The sequence below is a fragment of the Cryobacterium sp. Hz9 genome (genome assembly GCF_004402825.1).
In the GTDB taxonomy this organism is placed as follows: Bacteria; Actinomycetota; Actinomycetes; order Actinomycetales; family Microbacteriaceae; genus Cryobacterium; species Cryobacterium gelidum.
Genome location: NZ_SOFC01000022.1, coordinates 45989 through 70299 on the forward strand (window position 1 = coordinate 45989; position 24311 = coordinate 70299).

The 24311-nt window shown below is 67.2% G+C and carries 11 protein-coding genes; all 11 read left to right on the forward strand.

Going from position 1 to position 24311, the window contains the following annotated elements; genetic code table 11:
• Nucleotides 1-4 precede the first annotated feature (4 nt).
• The 11 genes from E3N85_RS11295 (at nt 5) to E3N85_RS16355 (ending at nt 24168) form a co-directional block, all read left to right on the forward strand.
• Nucleotides 5-3928, forward strand: coding sequence for a DNA-directed RNA polymerase subunit beta' (locus tag E3N85_RS11295; RefSeq protein WP_134463272.1), 3924 nt, complete (start codon nt 5-7; stop codon nt 3926-3928).
• A 170-nt stretch (nt 3929-4098) separates the two neighbouring features.
• Nucleotides 4099-8595 carry an FtsK/SpoIIIE domain-containing protein gene (locus E3N85_RS11300; RefSeq protein WP_134463610.1) on the forward strand — a complete coding sequence of 1499 codons (4497 nt, stop codon included), beginning with the start codon at nt 4099-4101 and terminating at the stop codon, nt 8593-8595.
• Between the two features lie 97 nt (nt 8596-8692).
• Nucleotides 8693-8989 carry a WXG100 family type VII secretion target gene (locus tag E3N85_RS11305; RefSeq protein ID WP_134463274.1) on the forward strand — a complete coding sequence of 99 codons (297 nt, stop codon included), beginning with the start codon at nt 8693-8695 and terminating at the stop codon, nt 8987-8989.
• A gap of 153 nt (nt 8990-9142) precedes the next feature.
• Complete coding sequence (locus E3N85_RS11310; protein WP_134463276.1) at nt 9143-10285, forward strand: serine/threonine-protein kinase; 1143 nt, start codon at nt 9143-9145, stop codon at nt 10283-10285.
• Nucleotides 10285-16368, forward strand: a complete 6084-nt coding sequence (locus tag E3N85_RS11315; protein ID WP_134463278.1) for an Ig-like domain-containing protein — start codon at nt 10285-10287, stop codon at nt 16366-16368. The genes E3N85_RS11310 and E3N85_RS11315 overlap by 1 nt, the downstream gene beginning before the upstream one ends.
• Nucleotides 16369-16387: 19 nt before the next feature.
• On the forward strand, nt 16388-17353 hold the full coding sequence (locus E3N85_RS11320; RefSeq protein WP_134463280.1) for a MoxR family ATPase: 966 nt from the start codon (nt 16388-16390) through the stop codon (nt 17351-17353).
• Nucleotides 17350-18756, forward strand: coding sequence for a DUF58 domain-containing protein (locus E3N85_RS11325; RefSeq protein WP_134463282.1), 1407 nt, complete (start codon nt 17350-17352; stop codon nt 18754-18756). The genes E3N85_RS11320 and E3N85_RS11325 overlap by 4 nt, the downstream gene beginning before the upstream one ends.
• Nucleotides 18753-21383 carry a transglutaminase-like domain-containing protein gene (locus tag E3N85_RS11330; protein ID WP_134463284.1) on the forward strand — a complete coding sequence of 877 codons (2631 nt, stop codon included), beginning with the start codon at nt 18753-18755 and terminating at the stop codon, nt 21381-21383. Before E3N85_RS11325 ends, E3N85_RS11330 begins: the two co-directional genes overlap by 4 nt.
• The gene (locus E3N85_RS11335; RefSeq protein ID WP_134463286.1) at nt 21384-22604 is read left to right on the forward strand and encodes a DUF5684 domain-containing protein; all 1221 of its coding nucleotides are present in this window, start codon (nt 21384-21386) and stop codon (nt 22602-22604) included.
• Between the two features lie 3 nt (nt 22605-22607).
• Nucleotides 22608-23474: a PP2C family serine/threonine-protein phosphatase gene (locus E3N85_RS11340; protein WP_134463288.1), complete on the forward strand. Its 867-nt coding sequence runs from the start codon at nt 22608-22610 to the stop codon at nt 23472-23474.
• On the forward strand, nt 23461-24168 hold the full coding sequence (locus tag E3N85_RS16355) for a hypothetical protein (protein ID WP_166783935.1): 708 nt from the start codon (nt 23461-23463) through the stop codon (nt 24166-24168). Before E3N85_RS11340 ends, E3N85_RS16355 begins: the two co-directional genes overlap by 14 nt.
• Nucleotides 24169-24311: the final 143 nt, after the last annotated feature.

Below are 24311 nucleotides of genomic sequence, written 5' to 3' on the forward strand. Positions count from 1 at the left end.
GAAATTGCTCGACGTAACAACATTTGACGAGCTTCGTATTGGCCTGGCTACCGCTGACGACATCCGTCGTTGGTCGCACGGTGAGGTCAAGAAGCCCGAAACCATCAACTACCGCACGCTCAAGCCGGAAAAAGACGGCCTGTTCGGCGAGCAGATCTTCGGTCCCTCGCGGGACTGGGAGTGCTCGTGCGGCAAGTACAAGCGCGTTCGCTTCAAAGGAATCGTCTGCGAGCGTTGCGGTGTAGAGGTCACGAAGTCGTCGGTGCGCCGTGAGCGCATGGGCCACATCGAACTCGCTGCCCCGGTCACGCACATCTGGTACTTCAAGGGTGTGCCCTCGCGTCTCGGTTACCTGCTGGACATGGCTCCGAAGGACCTCGAAAAGGTCATCTACTTCGCCGCATACATGGTCATCACGGTTGACGAAGACGGTCGCCACCAGGACATGCCCGGCCTCGAGAACGAGCTGCGCCTCGAACTCAAGACCATCGAGTCCAGCCGCGACTCGCGCATCGCCGATCGCCTGCAGCGCCTCGAAACCGACCTCGCAGCACTGGAGGCCGAAGGCGCCAAGAGCGACCAGAAGAAGCGCACGAAAGACGCCGCCGAAAAGGAAATGGGCCAGGTTCGCAAGTCCCTGGACGAGCAGATCGCGCACCTCGAGCGCGTGTGGGAAGACTTCCGCACCCTCAAGGTCGGCGACCTGAAGCCGGAAGACTCCGTCTTCCACGAGCTCCAGGACCGCTTCGGAATGTACTTCGAGGCCTACATGGGCGCCGAAGCCATCAAGAAGCGCCTCGAGGCCTTCGACCTGGTCACCGAGAGCGAAAACCTGCACCTGCAGATCGCCGAGGGCAAGGGTCAGAAGAAGATCCGCGCCATCAAGCGTCTGCGCGTGGTCAACGCGTTCATCATGACCGGCAACTCGCCGGCCGGAATGGTGCTCGACGTCGTTCCCGTGCTCCCGCCCGAACTGCGCCCGATGGTGCAGCTCGACGGTGGCCGGTTCGCCACGAGCGACCTCAACGACCTCTACCGTCGTGTGATCAACCGCAACAACCGCCTGCGTCGTCTGCTCGACCTCGGTGCTCCCGAGATCATCGTGAACAACGAGAAGCGGATGCTGCAGGAAGCCGTCGACGCACTGTTCGACAACGGTCGTCGCGGTCGCCCGGTCACCGGCACCGGTAACCGTGCCCTCAAGTCCCTGAGCGACATGCTCAAGGGAAAGCAGGGTCGTTTCCGTCAGAACCTGCTCGGCAAGCGCGTGGACTACTCGGGCCGTTCGGTCATCGTGGTCGGCCCGCAGCTCAAGCTGCACCAGTGTGGTCTGCCCAAGCAGATGGCGCTGGAGCTGTTCAAGCCGTTCGTGATCAAGCGCCTGATCGACCTGAGCCACGCTCAGAACATCAAGGCCGCCAAGCGCATGGTCGAGCGTTCACGTCCGCAGGTCTGGGACGTGCTCGAGGAGATCATCCGCGAGCGCCCCGTCATGCTCAACCGTGCGCCCACCCTGCACCGCCTCGGGATCCAGGCCTTCGAGCCTCAGCTCGTCGAGGGCAAGGCAATCCAGCTGCACCCGCTCGTCTGCGCGGCGTTCAACGCCGACTTCGACGGTGACCAGATGGCTGTGCACCTTCCGCTCTCGGTTGAGGCCCAGGCCGAGGCACGCATCCTGATGCTCGCCTCGAACAACATCCTCAAGCCGTCTGACGGCCGCCCGGTGACCCTGCCCACCCAGGACATGATCATCGGTCTGCACCACCTGACCACATTGAAGGAAGGTGTGGTCGGAGAAGGCCGCGCATTCTCCAGCGTGTCCGAGGCCATCCTCGCGTTCGACCAGAAGACCCTGGACCTGAACGCCAAGGTGCGCATCCGTTTGACCGACAAGTTCTTCACCGAGGGCACCCAGCCCGAGGGCGTCGAACTGGTCGACGGCCAGGCCGTCGGAACCGTTCTCGTCACCACGAGCCTCGGTCGCGCCATCTTCAACGAGGCGCTTCCGGCTGACTACCCGTACTTCGAAGACGTCGCCAACAAGGTCACCATGTCGACCATTGTCAACGACCTCGCGGAGCGGTACGTCAAGGTGGAGGTCGCTGCAACCCTCGACCGGATCAAGGATGCCGGTTTCTACTGGGCAACCCGTTCCGGCGTGACCGTTGCGCTCAGCGACATCCTGACGCCTCCGAACAAGAAGGAGATCGTCGCCGGCTACGAGAAGCAGGCTGCCAAGGTCCAGGCGCAGTTCGAGAAGGGTCTCACGACCGACCTCGAGCGTCGCCAGGAGCTGATCCAGATCTGGACTCGTGCCACGGAAGACGTCGCCGCAGCGATGCAGGCGAACTTCCCGGCCGACAACACCATCAACCGCATGGTGACCTCCGGTGCGCGTGGTAACTGGCTGCAGGTGCGAAACATCGCCGGCATGCGAGGCCTCGTGAACAACCCGAAGGGTGAGATCATCCCTCGCCCGATCATCTCGAGCTACCGCGAAGGCCTGTCCGTCGCCGAGTACTTCATTGCTACTCACGGTGCTCGTAAGGGACTGGCCGACACGGCTCTGCGTACCGCTGACTCGGGATACCTCACCCGTCGTCTCGTGGACGTCTCGCAGGATGTCATCATCCGCGAAGACGACTGCGGAACGCGGAAGGGTCTCGAACTGCCCATCGCCGGAACCGATGCCACAACCGGTGCGCTCCTGCGTGACGAGGACGGCGGCCTCCTGGTCGACTTCAACGTCGAGAACGCGGTCTACGCTCGCAGCCTGGCCGCAGCCGCGGTCAACGCTGCCGGCGAGGTCATCGCCGACGCCGGAGACGACGTCGGAGACGTGCTCATCGCCAAGCTCATCGCCGGTGGTGTCGAAACCATCAAGGTGCGCTCGGTACTCACCTGTGAGTCGGCCGTCGGTGTCTGTGCGGTCTGCTACGGCCGGTCGCTCGCCACGGGCCAGCTCGTCGACATCGGTGAGGCCGTCGGTATCATCGCCGCACAGTCCATCGGTGAGCCCGGCACCCAGCTGACCATGCGTACCTTCCACACGGGTGGGTCGGCATCCGCTGACGACATCACCCAGGGTCTGCCGCGTGTTCAGGAGTTGTTCGAGGCGCGTACCCCCAAGGGTGCGTCTCCCATCGTCGACTCCGCCGGACGCATCACGATCGAGGATTCAGACAAGGGCCGCAAGGTCATCCTGACCCCCGACAGTGGCGACGAAGCAATCGCCTACCCGGTGCTCAAGCGTTCAACCCTCCTCGTCGAGGACGGCCAGCACGTTGAGCTGGGGCAGCAGATCATCATCGGCGCCGTCGACCCGAAGGAAGTTCTTCGCGTCAAGGGTGTTCGCGCGGTGCAGAAGCACCTCGTCTCCGGTGTGCAGGAGGTCTACCGTTCGCAGGGTGTACCGATTCACGACAAGCACATCGAGGTCATCGTTCGCCAGATGCTTCGCAAGGTGACCGTCGTCGAACACGGCGACACCGGACTGCTTCCGGGCGAGCTGGTTGACCGGTTGAAGTACAACGACCTCAACCGCACCGCGCTCACCGAGGGCAAGAAGACGGCATCCGCTCGCCAGGAGGTCATGGGTATCACCAAGGCTTCCCTTGCGACCGAGTCCTGGCTGTCGGCCGCTTCCTTCCAGGAGACCACCCGGGTTCTGACCCAGGCGGCCATGGAAGGTAAGAGCGACCCGCTGATGGGCCTCAAGGAGAACGTCATCATTGGTAAGTTGATCCCCGCCGGCACCGGCCTTCCCCGCTACCGCGACGTCTCCGTCGAGGCAACGGAAGAAGCCAAGGCTGAGCGTTACCCGAACCGCATCTTCACCGAAGATGCGACGTTCGCCGAGGGTGACCTCAGCTTCGTCGACTTCGACAGCTTCTCGTCGGATGACCTGACACCGGGCACGTACAACTAGTACCCGGCAGCTCTACACGGATGGCCCCTGCTTCGGCAGGGGCCATCCGTCGTTAAGACACCCGGAAAGGGTGGTGGGTGCCGTGGAAGCGCCCGCGCCGCCTCGCGGGGTACGCTCGAGGGACGAGTTTGTCGCCGATGCGCCCGAACTTGTTCCTGGGGGGCGAGCACGTGCGGTTGAAAGTCACGTTGGCCCGGTCCAATGGGCAGAACGACGACATCGTCGTCACAGCGGATGCCGCGGCCAGCATTTCCGATGTCGCCGGTACGATCGCCCGGGTCGATCCGCGGTCGGCGCTCGCGCCCGGCGCCGCCGACCGGCCGCTCACCCTGCGCACGGTCGCTCCCGGAGGCACCGACTGGTTGCTCCTGCCGCCGGACGCCCTGATCGGCGAGGACTGGGTCGGCTCTGGCGCGAGCGTTGCCCTGGCGGACTCCGGCACGTTTTTTCTCTCCCACGAGCACGGTGCCGCCGCGACCCTGGCCGTGATCCACGTGCTGACCGGTCCGGACGCCGGAGCGCAGATTGCCCTCAGCCGCGGAACGACCATCATCGGGCGCGACGCCGAGTGTGACGTGGTGCTCAGTGACAAGCTGGTGTCGAAACGCCATGTACGTCTCGAAGTCGCCGCGGGCATCGACCTGGTGGACCTCGGATCGGCCAACGGTGTCGTCATCGACGGCGGACTGGTCACCCGGTTGCACATCGAGCAGAGTGAGACGGTGCAGATCGGCGACAGCCAGCTGCGCATCACGGTCGTGCAGACCGTGGCCGCGATCGGCGACCAACAGCGCGACGGTCCGGTGTACTTCAACCGGTCACCGCGGGTGGAAGGACGTTACGCCGGCCAGGAGTTTGCGGCGCCCGAGGTGCCAACCGAGAAAGACGACCAGCCGTTCCCCTGGCTGGCCATGGTGGCACCGGTGTTGCTCGGAGTGAGCATGTGGCTCATTTTTGATCGCCCGGCGGCGTTGTTGTTCGTGCTGATGAGCCCGATGATGCTCATCGGTAACTTCTTCATGAACCGCTCTAAGGACAAGCGCCTGCTGAAGCGATCGATCGCCCGGTTCGACGTGCGTCTGGCTGCGCTCAGCGCGCAACTGGTCACCGAACGCAGCCGGGAACAGCAGGCGCGGCTCGGAGAGTCGCCCTCGACCCGCGATGCGCTCAGCCAGTCGCTGCAGCGCGGCCCGCTCATGTGGACCCGCCGGCCGGAGCACTGGTCCTTTCTCAATGTGCGGCTCGGTCTCGGCACGATGCGCTCGCGCAACACGATCGACGCCTCCCTGCGCGGTGAACTGCTGCCCGAATTTCAGGAGCGTCTCGATACCGTCATCACCGAGCACGCTACGGTTGATCAGGTTCCGCTCATCGACAATCTGTTCGATGCCGGTGCCGTCGGTGTGGCCGGCACCGCCGTCGCGTGCGCCGGCACCGTGAATTCGCTGCTTGTTCAGCTCACCGCCCTGCACTCGCCCGCCGAACTGGCCGTCGCCTCGCTCGTGACGCCGCACTGGTCGAGCGAGCTCGAGTGGCTGAAATGGCTGCCGCACACTTCCTCGCCGCAGAGTCCGCTCGCCGGCGGCCACCTGGCCGACAGTGCGTCGAGTGCCGCATCCGTTCTCGCCGCCCTGGAAGAGGTCATCACGCAGCGGCAGCAATCGAAGAGATCGGCGCGGCGCGGCGCCATGGACCAGGAGCGCGCAGCCCTCGAGCGCGGCGAAGAAGTGGGGTCGAACAGCACCGGCGATGGCACCAAATCGCCGATTCCAGCCATCATCGTGGTCATCTCCGACGATGTGGCCGTTGACCGATCGCGACTCGTGCAGCTCGCCGAGAACGGCGCCGACGCCGGCGTGTATCCGGTCTGGATCGCTCGCACCGTGGCGGCGCTCCCCGCCGTGTGCCGCACCGCCATCGAAATCGACGAGAGCACCGGGCTCGGTACGGTCTCGTTCGTGCGGCTCGGTGAGACGATAGCGGATGTCGTGGTCGAGTCGGTCGACGCAGCCACCGCCTTGCACTTCGCACGCCGCCTCGCTCCGGTCATCGACGCCGGTGCACTCATCGCCGATTCGAGCGACCTGCCCCGCTCCGTATCGATGGTCACGCTGCTCGGCCACGACCTGATTGCGGCGCACGACGCCGTGATCGACCGGTGGCGGCAGAACGCGTCCATGCACGATCGCACCCCCGGCGCGGTGCCGCGCTCCAAACGTGCCGGAACCCTGCGGGCCATTGTCGGTTCCATCGGCGTGCAGTCCATGCACCTCGACCTGCGCACCCAGGGCCCGCATGCGCTGGTCGGCGGCACCACCGGCGCCGGCAAGAGCGAATTCCTGCAAGCCTGGGTGCTCGGCATGGCCGCCGAATACAGTCCAGACCGGGTCTCCTTTCTCTTCGTCGACTACAAGGGCGGCTCGGCCTTTGCGGACTGCGTGTCGCTGCCGCACTGCGTTGGCCTGGTCACCGACCTGAGCCCGCACCTGGTGCGTCGAGCACTGACCAGCCTGCGCGCCGAACTGCGCTACCGGGAGCACCTGCTCAACTCCAAGAAGGCCAAAGACCTCATCGAGCTCGAGAAGCGCGGCGATCCGGACAGCCCGCCAGCCCTCGTGCTCGTCATCGATGAGTTCGCGGCCCTCGTGAGCGAGGTACCCGAGTTCGTCGACGGCGTCGTTGACATCGCCCAGCGCGGCCGTTCGCTCGGCATCCACTTGATCATGGCCACCCAGCGCCCCGCCGGCGTCATCAAAGACAACCTGCGGGCCAACACCAACCTGCGCGTCGCGTTGCGCATGGCCGACGAATCCGACAGCAACGACGTCGTCGGGGTCAAGGATGCCGCCCACTTCGACCCGGGCCTGCCCGGCCGTGCCATCGCCAAGACCGGACCGGGGCGGCTGCAGCAGTTCCAATCCGGCTACGCCGGCGGTTGGACCTCCCGCGAACCCGAGAGGGCCGAAATCGGCATCGCCGAGTTGCGCTTCGGCGGCGAGACCGCGTGGGAACCGCCGAGCAACCCGCTCGCCGGTCAGGAGCGAGAGCTCGGCCCGACCGACCAGCAGAAGCTCGTCGCCGCCCTGGTCGGTGCCGCCGGTTCGGCGCAGATCCCGGCGCCGCGGCGGCCCTGGCTCGACGAACTGCCGTTGCTCTGCGACCTGGGGAGCATCCTGCAGCGAACGGATGCAGCGCTCGCGCTCGGCCTGGCCGACGCACCGACCGAACAGCAGCAGCGCCCGGTGTGCTTTCTGCCCGACGTCGACGGGCACATCGGCATCTACGGCACCGGTGGATCCGGCAAGAGCGTCGCGCTGCGCACCCTCGCGATCGCCGCCGGCAGTACGAGCGACGGTGGGCCCGTGGCGGTCTACGGGCTCGACTTCGCCGCGGGCAGCCTGCGCATGTTGGAACCGCTGCCGCACGTGGGCAGCATCATCGGCGGCGATGACACCGAGCGCATTATTCGGCTGTTCCGCCTGCTGCGGGCCGAGCTCGAGTCCCGCGGTAACCGGTTCGCCGAGGCCACCGCGTCGACCATCGCCGAATACCGCGCCCTGGCGAACCGCCCGAACGAGCCGCGCATCCTGCTGCTCATCGACGGGTTTGCGACGTTCCGCGAAGAGTGGGAGGTCGCGAGCGGCCGGTCGAACTGGTACGACGTGTTCCGCAGTATCCTCGCGGATGGCCGTCAGCTCGGAATCCACGTGGCGTTCACCGCTGACCGTTCCGGCTCGGTACCGAGTTCGGTGCGCTCCAGCGTGCAGCGGCGCGTGGTGCTGCGCCTGGCCGACGATACCGGTTACAACCTGCTCGACGTGGCCGGAGACATCCTGAACGCGAAATCAGCGCCCGGCCGCGCAATTTTCGACGGCCTGGAAACCCAGATCGCGGTCTGGGGCGGCTCCGCGGTGGCCGCAGAGCAGGCGGCAGCAGTGCGCGTGCTGGCCGAAGAGTTGCAGGCGCAGAACATGCAGGCCGCCGTGCCCATCGGCAGCCTGTCCCGGCAGTATTCGGCGAGTGAGCTGCCCGACCGGGTCACGAACCGCCCGGCGCTGGGCCTGAGCGATGAAACTCTCACCCCGGTCGGTTTCGAGCCGCGCGGCACGTTGCTGCTGTCTGGCCCGCCGGCCAGTGGGCGCAGCACCGCACTACGCGCGCTTATGCATGCCCTCGTGCGGTTCGACCCCCTGGTCGCGCGGTACTACATCGGCAATGCGCGGTCTGGTTTGGCCGGGCTGCACGGCTGGGTGGCTGCCGCGACGACCATCGCCGAAGCCGTCGACCTGGCCAAGGAGCTGACGCAGGTGGTGAGCGCCGACCCGGCCACCCCCCGCATCGCGATTGTCATCGAAAACCTCGCGGACTTTCTGCAGACCCCGGCCGATGCTGTGCTCGTCGAGCTCATCAAACAGGTCAAGCGCAGCGATCACTTTCTGGTCGCCGACGGTGAGACGGCATCGTGGAACTCGTCCTGGCCGTTGTTTGCCGAGATGAAGAACACCAGGCGCGGCCTGCTGTTGCAGCCCGACACCATCGAGGGCGACATTCTGCTGAAGACTCCGCTGCCGCGCTTGAACCGCGCCGAGTTTCCACCCGGTCGCGGCATGATGGTGGCTGGCGGCAAGGTGGTCCGGGTACAGCTTCCGCTCGTCGAACAGGTGTGATTAACCGAGAGTTGAACCCCCATTCATCCCATTGGGGTATTGGCACTAGATTGGGACGACACGCGGCCCGCTCGGGCTCATGCATTTGGGGGACACCATGGCCAATCTCAACGTGACCTATTCCGATATGACGGATGCCGCCGGTCGCCTGAGCTCCGGCAAAGAAGAGCTGATCACCAAGCTCACCGACCTGCAGACGCTCGTGAACAACCTGGTCGGTTCCGGCTTCGTGACCGATTCCGCTTCGGGTGCCTTCCAGACGTCCTATGACGCTTTCACGCAGGGCACGACCCTCGCGGTGAACGGCATCGACGGCATGAGCCAGTTCCTTACCGCCGCTGCCGACGCCCTCGGCAACACCGACACCGAGCTTGGCAACGCAATCCGCGGCTAGGCCTCCGCCGACACCCCCATTGTGGGGGTACCCCATTTCCCCGCGTGGGTGACGCGGTCGGGCGCCATTGTTAAGCTTGAACCCTAGATCAGCCGCGTCTTTGCGAGTGAAAACACAGGCGCACTACAGAACCAATGCAGGTCGGGGGGAGCAATGGGCAGGCGACTCCCTTCTGCTCCGCCCGTATTGTCGGGCTACACCTACGTACGCCCCCTCGGCACCGGCGGGTTCGCCGACGTTTTTCTGTTCGAACAGAACATGCCCCGGCGTTCCGTGGCCGTCAAGGTCCTGCTGCAGGACATCGTCGACGACAACGTGCTGCGCTCGTTCAACGCCGAAGCAGACGTCATGGCGCGACTCAGCTCGCATCCGTCGATCCTCACCGTGTACGACGCGAGCATCTCGGCCGATGGTCGCCCGTGCCTCGTGATGGAATACTGTCCCGGCTCCTACTCGTTTCGCGGGCGTGCGGAACCGCTGCCCGTGGCAACAGTGCTCAATATTGCCGTGCGAATTGCCGGCGCCCTCGAGACAGCCCACCGCTCGCAGGTGCTGCACCGCGACATCAAGCCGTCGAACATTCTGACCACCACCTTCGGCGGCCCGGTACTGGGCGACTTCGGCATCGCAGCGTCGCTCGCCGGTGACGCCCGGGGCGAACTGTTCGCCATGTCGCTGCCGTGGAGCGCCCCCGAGGTCGTCGACGAACGCACCACCGGCACGATCGCGACCGAGGTCTGGTCGTTCGGTGCCACCCTGTACTCGCTGTTGGCCGACCGCGCCCCGTTTGAGTTGCCAGCAGGCTCGAACGGATCGCGCGCGCTGCAGCAGCGCATCGGCCGGGCCAAATACACCAGCATCGGGCGAGCGGATGTTCCCGCCTCCCTGGAGAGCGCCCTCGCCCGCATGATGAGCCGCGACCCGGCCGCCCGCCAGGTGAGCCTGCTCGAATGCGCCTACGACCTGCAGCGCGTGGAGCGAGACCTCGGACTACCCCTCACCGCGCTCGAGGTGGCGGACGAAGCCTGGGCATCTGCTGGTTCCCCCATCGACTTTGACAACCTCGAGTCCCGCGGCACCGTCATCTCCGATGTCAGCATTCCCACGCTGCGCCCGGGCCTGCAGCGCAGCATTCGCCGCCCCGCCTCGCATACCCGCGAAGGCACCCTGCCCGACGGGGGCGACGCCGGGCGTAGGCAGTTCTCCCCGCTCGTGCTGACTCTGCTCCTGGCCGGGGCAGTCGTCGTCGGCGGCGGCGCCACGGTGGGCGCGCTGCTGATAGCCGGGCTGATCTGATGGCCCGCAAACGGGCTCGTCGCCTCCTCCCCAAGCTGTCGAAAGCGCGCCTCGGCGTTATTCGCATCGCCGCGGTGGCCGCGATCGGCGCGCTGCTGGCCACCGTGGCCATCGTCGTCGATGGTTTCGACGTGAAACAGACGCCGGTCAACGCGAGTTCGATCTGGGCCTTGCAGAGCGGCGACGGCAACCGGTACGCCCGCATCAACACCGACCTGGGCGAACTCGACACCGTGAAGTCCGTGCCGGCACCGAGCGAACTGGTGCAGACCGACTCCACCGTGCTGCTCTACGCGCAGAACAACGAAAAGGTCGTAGACGTGAGCCTCGCCGCGCCGATCGACCTCGGTGACAACGCGGCCGACTACGACAGCACGCCGGCCGGCACCCGAACCATCGTGTCGTCGAGCTCGTGGGTCGGCTACCTCACGAGCGCGGGAACGGTCTTCGCCGGTGCGGTGGGCGCGACCGAGGCGCCCCGCCCGGTGAACCCCGACGACGCGGTAGTCAAGGGCGACACCCCGCACGCCTATCGGTCCGACGCGATCGCGATCACCCCGGACGGCGTGCTCTACAGCTACTCGAGCGAGGCCGAGAGCGTGCTGAGCTTCGATATCGCCGGCGACAAGATTCTGCGACGTGACGCCGTCATCGACGGTCCGGCCGAACCCGGAAGTCAGCTGAGCGTCGTCGGCGACACCTGGGCGCTGCTCGGCGCGGCCGGCGACGCACTGTGGCTGGCCGGCCAAAACGCACCGGCTCCGACAAACCTGAGTGAACTGGCCGTGCTGCAACGCCCGAGCGCGACCGCCACCGACGTGCTCATCGCCGACCAGACCGGCCTGGTCTCCTTCGCGCTCGCCGACGGTGCCCGCACCGAACTGGTCGGCGACTTTGAAACGGTGCTCGGCGCCCCCGCCGCTCCGACGCCCTTTCGTGGAGAACGCTACGCGGCCTGGCTGCCCGCCACCGGCACCGGCGGCACCCTGTTCAGCGAGAGCGCCGGCGAATCGATGCTCAGCTACGGGGCGGTCACACCGAACGGCGACGCCACCCCCGCGTTTCGCGCCAACGAATCGCTCATGATTCTCAACGACACCCGGAGCGGATGGGTGTGGACCGTTCCCGACGGCGCGCTCGTCGCCGGTTCCCAGGACTGGACCCTGGCCGAAGACTCGGAACCACAGCGCCAGGATGACGTCGAAGAAGCCGCCTCGCCCGCCGAACCCAAGGCTCCGATCGCCGTGCCGGATGCCTTCGGCGTGCGCCTCGACCAGCTTGTGCCGCTGCCGGTCCTGCTCAACGACCACGACGCCAACGACGACGTGCTCAGCGTCGTACCCGCCTCGGTCACCGGCCTCGACCCCGCATTCGGCACGGTCACCGTCACCGATCAGAACCAGGCGCTCGCCGTGCAGGTCGCCCCCGGTGCTCGCGGCTCGGCAACCTTCAACTACGCCATTACCGACGGTTCGCGCACCGGCGGCCTCGATTCTGCGTCGACCACGGTCACGCTCACCGTGCACGGCGACGACGTGAATTCTGCGCCGGTCTGGTGCGGCACCGACGGCTGCCTGCAAGACTGGCCGAGCCCCGAGGTGCGACCGGGCGGAACCGTGACCGTTCCGGTGCTGCCGGGCTGGGTCGATCCCGACGGCGATCCGATCTTCGTCGCATCCGCTCGGAATACCACCGATACCGGTTCGGTCAGCGTGACGCCGGCTGGCGTGCTCGTGTACCAGCACTTCCAACAGGCCGAGCAGGCCGTGCAGTCGACCACGATTCTGGTGCGCGTCTTTGACATTCACGGCGCCGGGGCCGACAAGATGCTCACGATTGCGGTCACACCGACCCCACGGCTCACGGCCACACCATTTGCGCTGCTCGCCTCGGTGAACGAGCGCCTCACGGTGAACCCGGCCGAGTATGTTTCCGGCGCCGCCGGCTTGTATCGCATCACGTCGGCCACGATCCCGACGAGCGCCGACGGATCCACCGTGGGCATTTCCGCGAACGGCACCGCCTTCGACTTTGCCTCGACCGTTGTCGGCAACTACACGGTCAGCGTCACGATCGCCGACGATGTGAGCGAGGTCGTGTCGCTCGTGCGCATTTCGGTGCTGAGCGCGGATGCGCAGGCGCTGACCACCTCTCCGGTGACGGTTTTCGTGCGTCCAAAGGCCGACACCAGTGTTGACGTCTTCACCGCCGTCTCCAACCCGGCCGGCCGGGTGCTGCTGCTCGGTGAAGCCATCCCCGAGACCGTTCTCGGCGCCTCGCTCAGCGTCGACGTGGTCGGGCAGAACATTCTGCGCGTGCGCGGCTCCACCGCCGATGAACGGCCCGGTAAGCTCGGCACCGTGCGGTACACCGTGTCGGACGGCACCGAAAACCCGCTGTACACCGTGCGCGGCGAGGCCACCGTGTACCTGCTGGGGCCGTCCGTTCCGCAGGCTCCGATCGCCATGAACGACCGCGTGTCGGTGCGCGTGGGCGCCCAGGTCGACATTCCGGTGCTGACCAACGATGTGGCGCCAGACGGCAACATCGTGATACTCAACGCCGAATCGGTGCAGAATCGCAGTGAGCGCGGCCTTGCCTTCGCGGCCGGCGCCGAACTGCGTTACCTCGCCCCCGACGAACCGGGCAGCTACGAACTCGCCTACAGTGTCTACACCGCGGGAGCGCCGGAACTCATCGACTCGGCCGTGGTCTCGGTCGAGGTGCTCGCCGACGGCGACAACACGGCGCCGCAGCCGCACACCCTCTTCGGTCGGGTGCTGTCGGGGGAGTCGACCGAGATTCCCTTCGACAGCTTCGGCGTCGACCCCGACGGCGATACCGTCGTGCTCGATGGGGTGCTCACCCAGCCGGCCCGCGGCACGGCGTCGATCAATGCCACCGGCGACGCCATCGTATATTCGAGCCCGCTCGACTATCACGGCGCCATCGAATTCCAGTACCGGGTGCGCGACAGCGTCGGCGCCACCGCCCTCGCCCTCGTGCGCATCGGAGTGCTCGACCAGCGCTCCAATCCGAGCCCGATCACCTTCAGCGACTACGTCGAGGTGCAGGTCGGAGCCAGCAACCAGGTCGTCGTCTTTCCCGCAGCCAACGACATCGAGCCGGGCGGCGGCAGCCTGACCCTGAGCACGGTCACCCCCGACGCGGCGGCCGGTACCGTCGAGTTCGACGCGCTGGCGCAACGCATCGACTCCGTCACCGACGAGCGTGTGGTGTTCACGGCCGGGACGGAGCCGGGCTTGCTCACCTTCGTCTACTCGGTGACCAACGCCAACGACGACGTCGGGCAGGGCCTCATCGTGGTCAAGGTGGTGCGCTCGTGGGTTCCCGACTATCCGGTCGTGCTCGACACGACGCTGGCCTCGGGCGAACGCGACATGTTCCCCGCTGGCGTCGACGTGGTCACCGACAAGGTGTCCTGGAACTCCGGTGACGTCTCCGGCCTCACCCTGAGCTTGTGGGGCCGCCACCCCGGCCTCGAAGTATCGGGCTGGAAGATCAGCGGCAGGGTTCCCGACGAGGGAGTGCTCGCCCCGTTCGCCCTGACCGGGCTGAATTTTCAGGGTGTCGAGGTGACCACCTACGGGTTCCTGCGCATTCCGGCGAAGGATGTGATCATCCTCTCGCTCAAAAAGGGCAGCGCCCCGCAGAACGTGCGGGAAGACGCCTCCGTCACGTTCGACATGAAAAGCCTCGTGTCGATCCCGGCCGGAACGACGCTGGAACTGCAGCGCACGGGCATCCGCTCGTCGGGGGAGCGCGGCAACGCGACCTGCACATACAACTCCGACACGACGGTCACCTATGCGGCCGGGTCCGATGCGCCGTGGACCGACTCCTGTACGGTGCCGGTGCGCATCGACGGGCAGGAGGACTTCACTCAGCTGGTCATTTTGATCGTGGTCGAGCCGCTCGACCCGCAACCAGAGCTGCGCCCGGCGGCGCTGACCGAGAGCCCAGGGGCCGACGCCCTGCGCTACGACCTCAGCCACATGGTCGAGTGGCAGGGCAAGGGCGCCGTGCCGACTTTGACCTTTGCCATCGACTATTCCACCGACCAGTTCAGCGTGACGCAGGACGGCGCGATTCTCACGATCGGTGTCGCCGACAACGCCGTGACCGGGCGTGAGGCTGCCGTCACGGTGAGCCTGTCGAGCCATCGTGCGGCGTCTCCGGCGGTACTCTCGCTCACGGTGGGGCCGGCGCCGAGCGAACTGCCCAAGGGCGGCACCGTGGCTACGACCTGCACCCAATCGTCGGGATCGAGCTGCTCGATCGCGGTCGTCGGTACGGCCGGCGAGGTCAACCTCTACCGTGGCACCCCGCTCGTGCTGGTCGCCGTCAGTGCTCCCAGTACCTGCGTCGGCGTGTCGTTCGCGGTCGAGAATTCGCGAAACGTGCGGGCCACCTGGTCGGGTGACACCGCCGGAGGGGTCTGCGAGGCGAGCTTTGTGGTGCGCGACGCCCAGGGCAAGCTCAGCGCCGGAAGCCGCGACGGGTCGGTGACGGTTGACCTGCGGGGCTACCCGAAGGCGCCGAACGCGGTGGCGCAGATCGCCTACGACGACCGAGCAATCACCCTCTCGGTCAGTCCTGGCGCTGCCAACGCCGCCTACCCGGCCCTGGCCGGCTTCAACCTGTACCGCAACGGTGCGTCGGTCGGCCGCTGCGACACGTCGGGAGACTGCGGCGTGATCCGAACGACCGCGAATGGCCAGAAAGACCGCTACGAAGCGAAAGCCGTGAACGCCGTCGGTGAATCGCGCAGCGCCGTCAGCGTGACGGCCTGGTCGTATGACACGCCCGGCATGGGCCAGCTCACGGCCGAGCCGGTCTTCCAGCAGGGCATCACGAGCGCGTCGACCGGTGCCGTCTCCGTGACGATCGAGAACAACGACCCATCAACCAACCGCTACAGCGTCAACGGCAGGGAACAACGCGTACTGACGCCCGGTACCGGAACGACCGAACTCACCCTCGCGCTCGGTGTCGGCAACCAGACCGTGGTCGTGACCCCCCTCAGCCGGGACGACCAGCCCGCTGGCAGCGGCCCGACCGAGGAGACGACGTCTCAGGCCGTGCGCGTTGCCGGATCGCCCGCGATTACCAGTGCCGGTTCGCTGAGCTCGCAAAACCGGTCGATCACCGTGCGAGACGCCCGGTTTGACGCGAATTCCAGCGCACTGCCAGCAGACGTGCTGTACGTCGCCTCGCTCACCGAGGGCGCAGTCTGCAGACTCACTCCGGCCGGCTTCACCTCGGCTGGAGCGGCCACCTCGGACGACCCCACAATCGGCAACCTCACCCAGCATAAGAAATACTTCGTGACGCTCTGCTATTCCAACGGCTACGGCGTCACGACGGCCACCGCCGGATCGATCACGACGTGGCAGGCGCCGGCAGCCCCGGGCGACGGCGAGTACACCTACCTGGTGGCGCCGCCGGTCAATGGCCACTACCTGATCGAGGCGCCTACGTCGACGTCGCCGGTGCCGAGCGGCTTCCAGACCGACTTCGAGCGCTTCGACGAGACCACCGGCTCGACCGTTTTCGGCGCCGACCCTGGCATCCGCGTGCGGTACTGCCTGAGCGCCGATTCAACCCTGTGCAGCGCGTGGTCGACGGTCACGGCAGCCGACCCCAACCGCGCCTGGCAGGTGGAGTACGCGGTGCCGAGCCTGAATAACAACGGATGCGTCGCCGGCGGCACCCTCGGAGTCGCCGTGGACGCGACCTCCGCCGGACTGGCCAGGGCCCGGGTCACCTCCGCCTTCTACAACGTGCCGGATGAAAATGGGCCGCGCTGGAACGAGTACCCGGGCGCGGTGGCTCCCGCCGGGGCCACGCAGGTCAAAGACGTGGCCTGGACCATCACCTGGCAGGCGCCCGAAACCTCCGGCCTAAACGAGGTAGCCGGCACGACCACACCGACCCCCGTCGACTGCACGTCCAACCTGCCGAAACCGTCTCCGAAGCCGTCTCCGACAGCGTCTCCATCTCCGTCTTCTACACCGTCTTCAACAGCGTCTCCATCGCCGTCTTCGACACCGTCTCCGTGACAATGAAAGAGCTACACACATGACAATCACCCCGGAGCAGTCAGACTGGTTCGCCGCGACCTTCACGATGATGGTCGACAACGTGGAGCAGGTCGTTCTCGGCAAGCGCCACGTGATCGAACTCGCCTTCACCGCAATGGTCAGCGAAGGCCATCTGCTGCTCGAGGACTACCCGGGCACCGGCAAGACCTCGCTCGCCCGCGCCATGTCGCAGACCGTGCAGGGCGTCTCGACCCGCATCCAGTTCACCCCCGACCTGCTGCCCGGCGACGTGACCGGCATCACCGTCTACGACCAGAAGACCGGCGAGTTCGAGTTTCACAGCGGACCGATCTTCGCCAACGTCGTGCTCGCCGACGAGATCAACCGGGCCAGCCCCAAAACCCAGTCGGCGCTGCTCGAAGCGATGGAAGAGGGCAACGTCACCATCGACGGCGTCACCCGTTCCACCGGGGTGCCATTTCTCGTCATCGCCACCCAGAACCCGATCGAGCAGGCCGGTACCTACCGGCTGCCCGAGGCCCAGCTCGACCGGTTCATGATGAAGGCCTCGCTCGGCTACCCCGACCTCGCCGCGACCATTCGCATCCTCGAGGGCACCGCCGACGTGCGCCACGAACTCGCCCCCGTCATCACTCCGCAGGCGCTCGTGAGCATGAGCGACATCGCCCGCGGTGTGTTCGTGAATCCGCTCGTCTACGACTACATCGGCCGCCTGGTGGAGGCCACCCGTCTGGCCCGCCAGGTGCGCATGGGGGTCAGCGTGCGTGGCGCGCGCGCCCTCACCAAGGCCGCCAAGACCTGGGCCGTCGCGCACGGCCGCGCCTTCGTCACTCCCGACGACGTGAAGGCCCTCGCCGATCGGGTGCTGGCGCACCGGATGGTGCTCGACCCCGAAGCCGAGTTCGACGGTGTCACCGCGAGCGCCGTCATCGGTCAGATTCTGCTCGACGTCGTCCCGCCCAGTCGGAGCGACCTGGCGTGAGCTTTCACACCGAATCGCGCCAGTCGCCCACATCGAGGCCGGCGCGCCGCGACACCCAGACCAGGTCTGCCACGCACACCCGGTACTCCGCGACGCACACCAACTACTCGGGGCGCACGAGCAAATCGACGACGTCGACCCTGGTGGGCGCGGTGGTGCTCTGGATGAAGGTCGCGCGCGCTGTGCGAAACGGTGTGCGGGCATCCGTCGAATGGATCGGCGAAACGGTCACTCCGGCCGGCTGGGTGGTGGTCGCGGCCGCGATCGTCTTGTTGCCGCTCGGCCTCGTCTTCGGCTGGACCGAGCTGATCGTGACCGGGTGTGTGGCGGTCGCCCTCATTCTGCTCTCCCTGCCGTTTTTGGCCGGGGGCCGCGCCTACCGCGTGGACTTCGTGCTGCCGGCCGACCGGGTCGTTGCCGGTGCAGAGGTGCTCGGCACCCTCACCGTCACCAACGTGTCCAAGCGCCTCGAGCTGCCGGGTCGCGTCGACGTTCCCATCGGCAAGGGTCTGGCGGATGTCTACGTGCCGCTATTGCGCTCCGGCCAGGTGCACGAGGAGCGGGTGCGCGTGCCCGCCTACCGCCGCGGCGTCATCGATGTCGGCCCGGTCACGACCGTGCGCAGCGACCCGCTCGGTGTGCTCGGCCGCTCACGGCCCTGGGCCGACGTCAACCGCCTGTTCGTGCACCCGGTGACCGTGTCGATTCCGAGTACGAGCGCCGGTTTCGTGCGCGACCTCGAGGGCAACCCGACGAGCGACATCGTCGACTCCGACATCTCCTTTCACGCCATTCGCGAGTACGCGCCCGGCGACGGGCAGCGCCACATCCACTGGAAGTCCACCGCGAAGACCGGCCAGCTCATGGTGCGGCAGTTCGAAGAAAGCCGGCGCTCGCGCCTGGCCATCGTGCTGAGCCTGAACGCCGCGGAATATGCTTCGGAGGACGAGTTCGAAATGGCGGTCAGCGCGACCGGCTCGCTCGGTGTGCGTGCTATTCGGGACGGTCGAGACCTGGCCGTCGTAGCAAGCGCCGAGATCCCCGGCATCGTGCGCCGCAGCATCCGTTCGGTGCGCAGCCTGAGTGTCGTGTCGACGCGTACCCTGCTCGACGACCTCACCGCGATCGCGGTGAGCCCGCACGCCATGAACGTCGAAGACGTCTGCGAGCTCGCATCGCAAGTGGTGCCCGATATTTCCATCGCGTTCGTGGTGTGCGGCTCCACGATGACCGCCCGGCGCCTGCAGGCGCTCACCCTGAAATTCGCCGGCAACGTGCAGGTCGTCGCCGTGCTGTGCAACCCCAACGAGCAGCCGAGCTTTCGCGACCTGGCCGGCACGAGCGTGCTGACCATCGGCGTGCTCGACGACTTTCGTTCCCTGCTCAGCCGCAGAGCCGCATGAGCGCCTTCGGAACGCCCGTCGCTGGCCGACCCGTAACCGGCGTCGTGCAGACGGTTCGTGCGCGCCGGGCACCCGGCGGCGGCCGCCGTGCCCGCGTGATCAACGCCCTATTCCTCGTGGCGATGATGCTCGTCGCCGTCTGCGCGGCCTGGCCGATCTACCAGGACTCCAGCTACCTGATCATGGCGGCCGGCGCGATTGCGGCTGGTCTGGTGCTGGCCTGGCTCGGTGCCCGCCGCGGCTGGTCCTGGTTCACCGTGCTGCTGAGCGTGCTCGGCGCGTACCTGCTGCTGGGAGTTCCGCTCGCGGTGCCTGCCGCGCTGTTCAGCGGATCGACGAGCGTGCCGAACGCTCTCGGCGGTCTGCTCGATCTGGTGACGGCCACGGTGTTCAGCTGGAAAGAACTCGTCACCATCCAGCTGCCGGTCGGCTCCTACCAGACCCTGCTCGTGCCGCCCTTTCTGCTGTTTCTCGGCGGCAGCACGCTCGCCCTGTCGCTGGTCTGGCGCGGCGGCCGACTCTTCGCCCTCGCCGTTCCCCTGATCTTTGCGGTGCAACTGTTCGGGCTGCTCTTCGGTTCGAGTGCCGTGAGCATTCCGCTGACCGTGTTCGGTGTCAGCGTGCCGGCACCGCGCGAAAGCCTGATCGGCCTTGCCGCCCTGCTGCTCGCCTTCGGCTTTCTCGCCTGGCGCACCCACCTGGCCCGCAGCGAGGCGCTCGACCTCGCCGCCCGCACGAGCGGGGTGCGGCGCACGCCCGGCGGTCTCGGCGGTCGCCTGCGCCGGGTCGCCCTCGCCGGGGGCGTTCTCGTGCTCGCCGTCGGCGTCACGCTCGGCGGGCTCTCGATGGCTGCCGCGACGCCGGCCCGTGAGGTGCTGCGCAGCAGCATCGATCCGGCCGTCGAACTGCGCGAGTACGTCAGCCCGCTCAGCCAGTACCGGGGCTACTTCAGCGCCGAACAGTACGACGAGGAACTGTTCACGGTGACCGGCGAGGCTGTCGAGAACGGCACGGGGTCGCGTGTGCGCCTGGCCGTGCTCAGCTACTACGACGGCGAGGTCTTTCGGGTTATGAACCCCGCCGCGGGCGAACGAGACCAGGCCACCGCCTTCGCCCGGGTACCCCACGCGCGCGGAGTGACACCGAACAGCGTGTCCACCGGGTTCGACATTGCCGGGTACACCGGCGTCTGGATGCCGGGGGCCGGCGAGCTGGCCAGCATCCGCTTTGCCGGTGACCGGGCCGGTGACCTGAGCGACGGATTCTTCTACAACGCGGGTACGGCATCCGCAATTCAACTCAACGCCCTCGATCGCGGTGACCGCTATACGATCATCTCGCAGCAGCCAGCGGATGCGACGGCCCTGGCCGGCTTCACCCGCCCGGCCGGTGACGCCATCGACGAGACGCTCATTCCGCAGAGCCTGAGTGACTGGGTCGACGCCCAGGCCGTTACGCGCGATGGCGCCGGACTGGCCGAACTCGTCACCCGCCTGCGCGAGCGCGGCTACCTCAGTCACGCCCTGACCGTGCCGGCCGTGGACTCCTGGACCGCCGACCTGGGCGACTACCAGTTCTCGCCCAGCCGGTCTGGACACTCGGTCGCCCGCATCGACGCACTGTTCACCGCGCTGCTCGAGAAGCAGAACAGCACGACCGCCACCGAGAATTCCCAGCTCGTGGCCGCCATCGGCGACGACGAACAATTCGCCGTCGCCACCGCCCTGCTCGCTCGCCACCTCGGGTTTGAATCCCGGGTGGTGGTGGGCTTCACCCTCGATGCGGCGGGCGCTGCAGTTTCGGGCGCCCCCGGCGCCTGCCCGCAGGGCGTCTGCTCGGGGCAGAACCTCGCCGCCTGGGTGGAAGTGGCCAGCGCCGACGGCAACTGGGCCACGGTAGACGTGACCCCGCAGTTTCAGAACCCACTGTCGCCCATGGACGACGCGACCCGCGACCCGCAATTCAACACCGAGGTCATCGCGGAGGGCGCCACCGAGCAGCGTGCCCCCGAAGCTGATCCGACCAGCGGCGAAGACCAGCAGGAACAGGACCCGGTCGCCGGCCCCGACCTGGCCTGGCTGTTCGCGGTCCTCAAGATTGCCGGCATCGGCCTGGCCACGCTGCTCGCAATCAGCACCCCGTTCCTGGTCATTCTCGGTGCCAAACTCAAGCGTCGCCGTGACCGGGCCCGGGCTGCCACCGTCTCGGCCCGGTTCGCCGGCGGCTGGGACGAATACATCGACGCCGCCGTCGACCGCGGCCTCGCCGACCAGGGCAGCATGACCCGGGTCGAGATCGCCGCGCACTACGAATCGGTCGGTGGCGCGCACCTGGCGACCCTGGCCGACCGGGCCGTCTTTGGGGCGACCCCGCCGCGTGCCGCCGAGAGCGATGCCTTCTGGGCCCTCGTCACGGCCGAACGCGCTGGCCTCGCGGCGAGCGGAACCCGGCGCCAACGGCTGCGCGCGGCCATCTCGCTGCGCTCCTTTTCTCGGCTAGCGGATGCCCGCCGACTCTACACTTTTCGACCCAGCGCATCTCGACGCGACGTCACCACCGAGCGCCTGAACCGGCGCGACACGAACAGAATGGGGGAGCGGTCGCCCACCAGCGGCCGCGAATCATAAATGGATGAATCATCTGGAGCGATGATCGCGATCATCATGGTGGTCCTGCTGCTCAGTGTCGGCGCATACGTCGTCTCGTCGATCGCCCTCGGCAAGGTCTTTGTGAAACTCGGGGAACAGGCCTGGAAGGGCTGGATTCCGATCGTCAACAGCATCACCCTGTTCGAGCTCGGTCGGTATTCGGCCCTGTGGGTGCTTGGCCTGTTCATACCGGCCGCAAATCTGGTGGCCCTCGTCGTCTTCATCATGGCGGTCAACAACGTCAATCGACGGCTGGGCCACGGTGGCGGATTCACCCTGCTCTGCCTGGTGTCCTTTCCCCTCTGGGCCGGCGTGCTCGGGTTCGGCCGGTCCGTCGACACCGGCTGGATGCCCGCGACCGCCGCGACCGGTTACGTTCCGTTTGTCCCGGTGACGCCGCTGTCAATGATGTTGGCGGCATCCGCGCCGGCGGGCCAGAGCGTCATGACGCCGACGCCGCCACCGCTGGCAGTGCCTCCGCTTGCCGCGCCGCCGCTGGCCGAGCCGCCCCTGCCCCCGGCCCGGCCCCCCGCGGTGCTGGAGACCGCACCTTTGGCACCTCCTGCTTCTCCCGCACCGCCGGCCGTGCGCGGTCTGCCCACCGGGCCGCCGCCGTTCTATGTCAGTGCCCGGCCTGTTCCGCCAGCCGTCTCCGAGTCGTCCGCACCGCCCGCGGCAACGGATACCTCCGCGGTCGCGGCACCGCCCGCGACAACTACCGCTGCCGTAGGCGCCACCGCTCCGTCTTTTCCGGCGCACGCCGCAGCATCCATCAATGAGGCCGCACCCGCCCCTTCCGTCGCCCTCGACTCGGGCGCCGAAGCCGACGACGATGACCTCGACCAGACCATGATCGTGGTGCGTCGCATGAAGCCGTGGACCCTCGAAACCGAACACGGCCTGAAGGTCTCGCTCACCAAACCGGTCGTGTTCCTCGGGCGCAACCCCGTGCGTGACGGCGCACACGCCGACGCGCAGTTAGTACTGCTGCACGACCCCGGAAGGACAGTCTCGAAGACCCACGCCCGCCTCGACTTCGTCGAGGGAGCCTGGGAAATTCACGACCTGCACTCGACCAACGGCATCGTGCTCATCGACGGCGGCGGCATCGAGAACGAGCTCGATGCGGGTGCGACCGCGCCCCTGACCGACCGGTTTCTGCTCGGGGAACTCGCGGCGCGCATCTACCTGGAGGCCTGAGCCATGACCCACCTTGTCGACCAGCGAGTAACCAGTGCTGAAGTGTCGCTGCGGTACGGCTCGCGCACCGACGTCGGCCGCAAGCGGAACGAGAACGAAGACTCCCTGCTCGCGGCGTCTCCGGTGTTCCTCGTCGCCGACGGAATGGGCGGGCTCGAAGCCGGCCACCGCGCCAGCGCCGCCGTGATCGCCGAATTTCAGACCTGCGTCGCCGGCACCGGCGTTCTGGCTGGCGACGTGGTGGTTGCGGTGGAGCGCGCCCACCGCGCGGTGCGCGTCGTGTCGGATTCGACCGGGCGCGGCGCCGGCAGCACGCTGACCGGTCTCGTGCTCATCGACCACGAGGATGCCCCGCACTGGCTCATCGTAAACGTGGGCGACTCGCGGGTCTACCGTTTGCATGGCGGAAACTTGCAGCAGCTCACGGTCGATCATTCCCTCGCCCAGGAACTCATCGACGCCGGGTCCCTGCTCAAAGCGGATGTCGCCACCTTCGCGCGCAAGAACGTGATCACCCGCGCTATGGGCGCCGACAGCAGCAGCCCGGACTACTGGCTGCGCCCGGTCGTGACGGGCGAACGCCTGCTGGTGTGCTCCGACGGACTCAGCGGCGAACTCTCCGACGAGAGCATCAAGGCCAAACTGACCCTCGGCGGCACCGTTCAGCAGACGGCTGACATGCTGCTCGCCGGAGCGCTCGAACACGGCGGGCGAGACAACGTGTCGGTGATCGTCATCGATGTCATCGCTGGCGGGGTCAGCTCGTGGCACGGTGTCCCGATCGATGGCGACGATCATGCGCATATCGGAGACACCCGCACCGACGATACCCGGCCGGTGCAACGCGTGGCCCGCCATGCCGCTCGGTGACCCGCGGCGCCCGGTCTCGGTGCCAGCACCCGAGACGGCCGACGACCTCGACGAGGCAACCCGAATCGTTCGCCAGAGTGGGCCGCGCCACGGCGCCGCGGCGCCGGCGCCGAGTAGCGAGTCCAACCAACCCGCTGAACCCGACGACGACCAGACGCGAATCGTGCAGCGCGCCACCGACGAACACACCCGCGTCGTGGAAAGAAAGCCCGCGGCGAGCGGCCCAGGTGGGGTACCAGAAGCTCCCAACGACGACGCAGATCCAACCGACGACTCCACAGTGCGTTCCTCCCGGGACAGCACGAGCAACGACACGCTCCTCAGCGGTCGGAGGGCGGCGTCAGCCGCACCCGCTCCCGTCGTCGACGCACTGCAACGCCGCTACGAGCCGCCACAGGTGCGGAGCGGGTCGAGTGTGCGCTACGCCGCGCGGCCGACCCCGGTCATCGTCGAAGCATCAGCATCGGCATCGGCATCGGCATCGGCATCGGCATCGGCATCGGCATCAGCATCAGCCAACAGGCCCGATCCGGCTCGCATCGCGCTCGCCGCGGCGGCCGCCGTCATCCGGCAGCGCACCCTGGCCCAATCTCTGCGCCGCCGACGTCTCACCCTGACCGCGATCGTCACGAGCACCCTCCTGGTGTTGTTCGGGGCGGCAGCCTTCACGGCGTTCGCCCTCATGACCTGGTGATGCCAGACCCACCGCGTAATAACTTTCACGGTGCGCATAACACCCCCGAAAGGGGTCGTGTGAAGGGGGTGCGGGCTGGCTCGGTGAGGTAGCCTAAAGGTCTATCGATAAGCCCCCAGTGCTCACAGGTACAGCGGTGAAGC

Bases quoted from the DNA above. Each gene is read 5' to 3' on its own strand.
- E3N85_RS11335 (WP_134463286.1), top strand. From the start codon at position 21,384: ATGGATGAATCATCTGGAGCGATGATCGCGATCATCATGGTGGTCCTG.
- E3N85_RS11305 (WP_134463274.1), top strand. From the start codon at position 8,693: ATGGCCAATCTCAACGTGACCTATTCCGATATGACGGATGCCGCCGGT.
- E3N85_RS11340 (WP_134463288.1), top strand. From the start codon at position 22,608: ATGACCCACCTTGTCGACCAGCGAGTAACCAGTGCTGAAGTGTCGCTG.
- E3N85_RS11315 (WP_134463278.1), top strand. From the start codon at position 10,285: ATGGCCCGCAAACGGGCTCGTCGCCTCCTCCCCAAGCTGTCGAAAGCG.
- E3N85_RS11330 (WP_134463284.1), top strand. From the start codon at position 18,753: ATGAGCGCCTTCGGAACGCCCGTCGCTGGCCGACCCGTAACCGGCGTC.
- E3N85_RS11310 (WP_134463276.1), top strand. From the start codon at position 9,143: ATGGGCAGGCGACTCCCTTCTGCTCCGCCCGTATTGTCGGGCTACACC.
- E3N85_RS11320 (WP_134463280.1), top strand. From the start codon at position 16,388: ATGACAATCACCCCGGAGCAGTCAGACTGGTTCGCCGCGACCTTCACG.
- E3N85_RS16355 (WP_166783935.1), top strand. From the start codon at position 23,461: ATGCCGCTCGGTGACCCGCGGCGCCCGGTCTCGGTGCCAGCACCCGAG.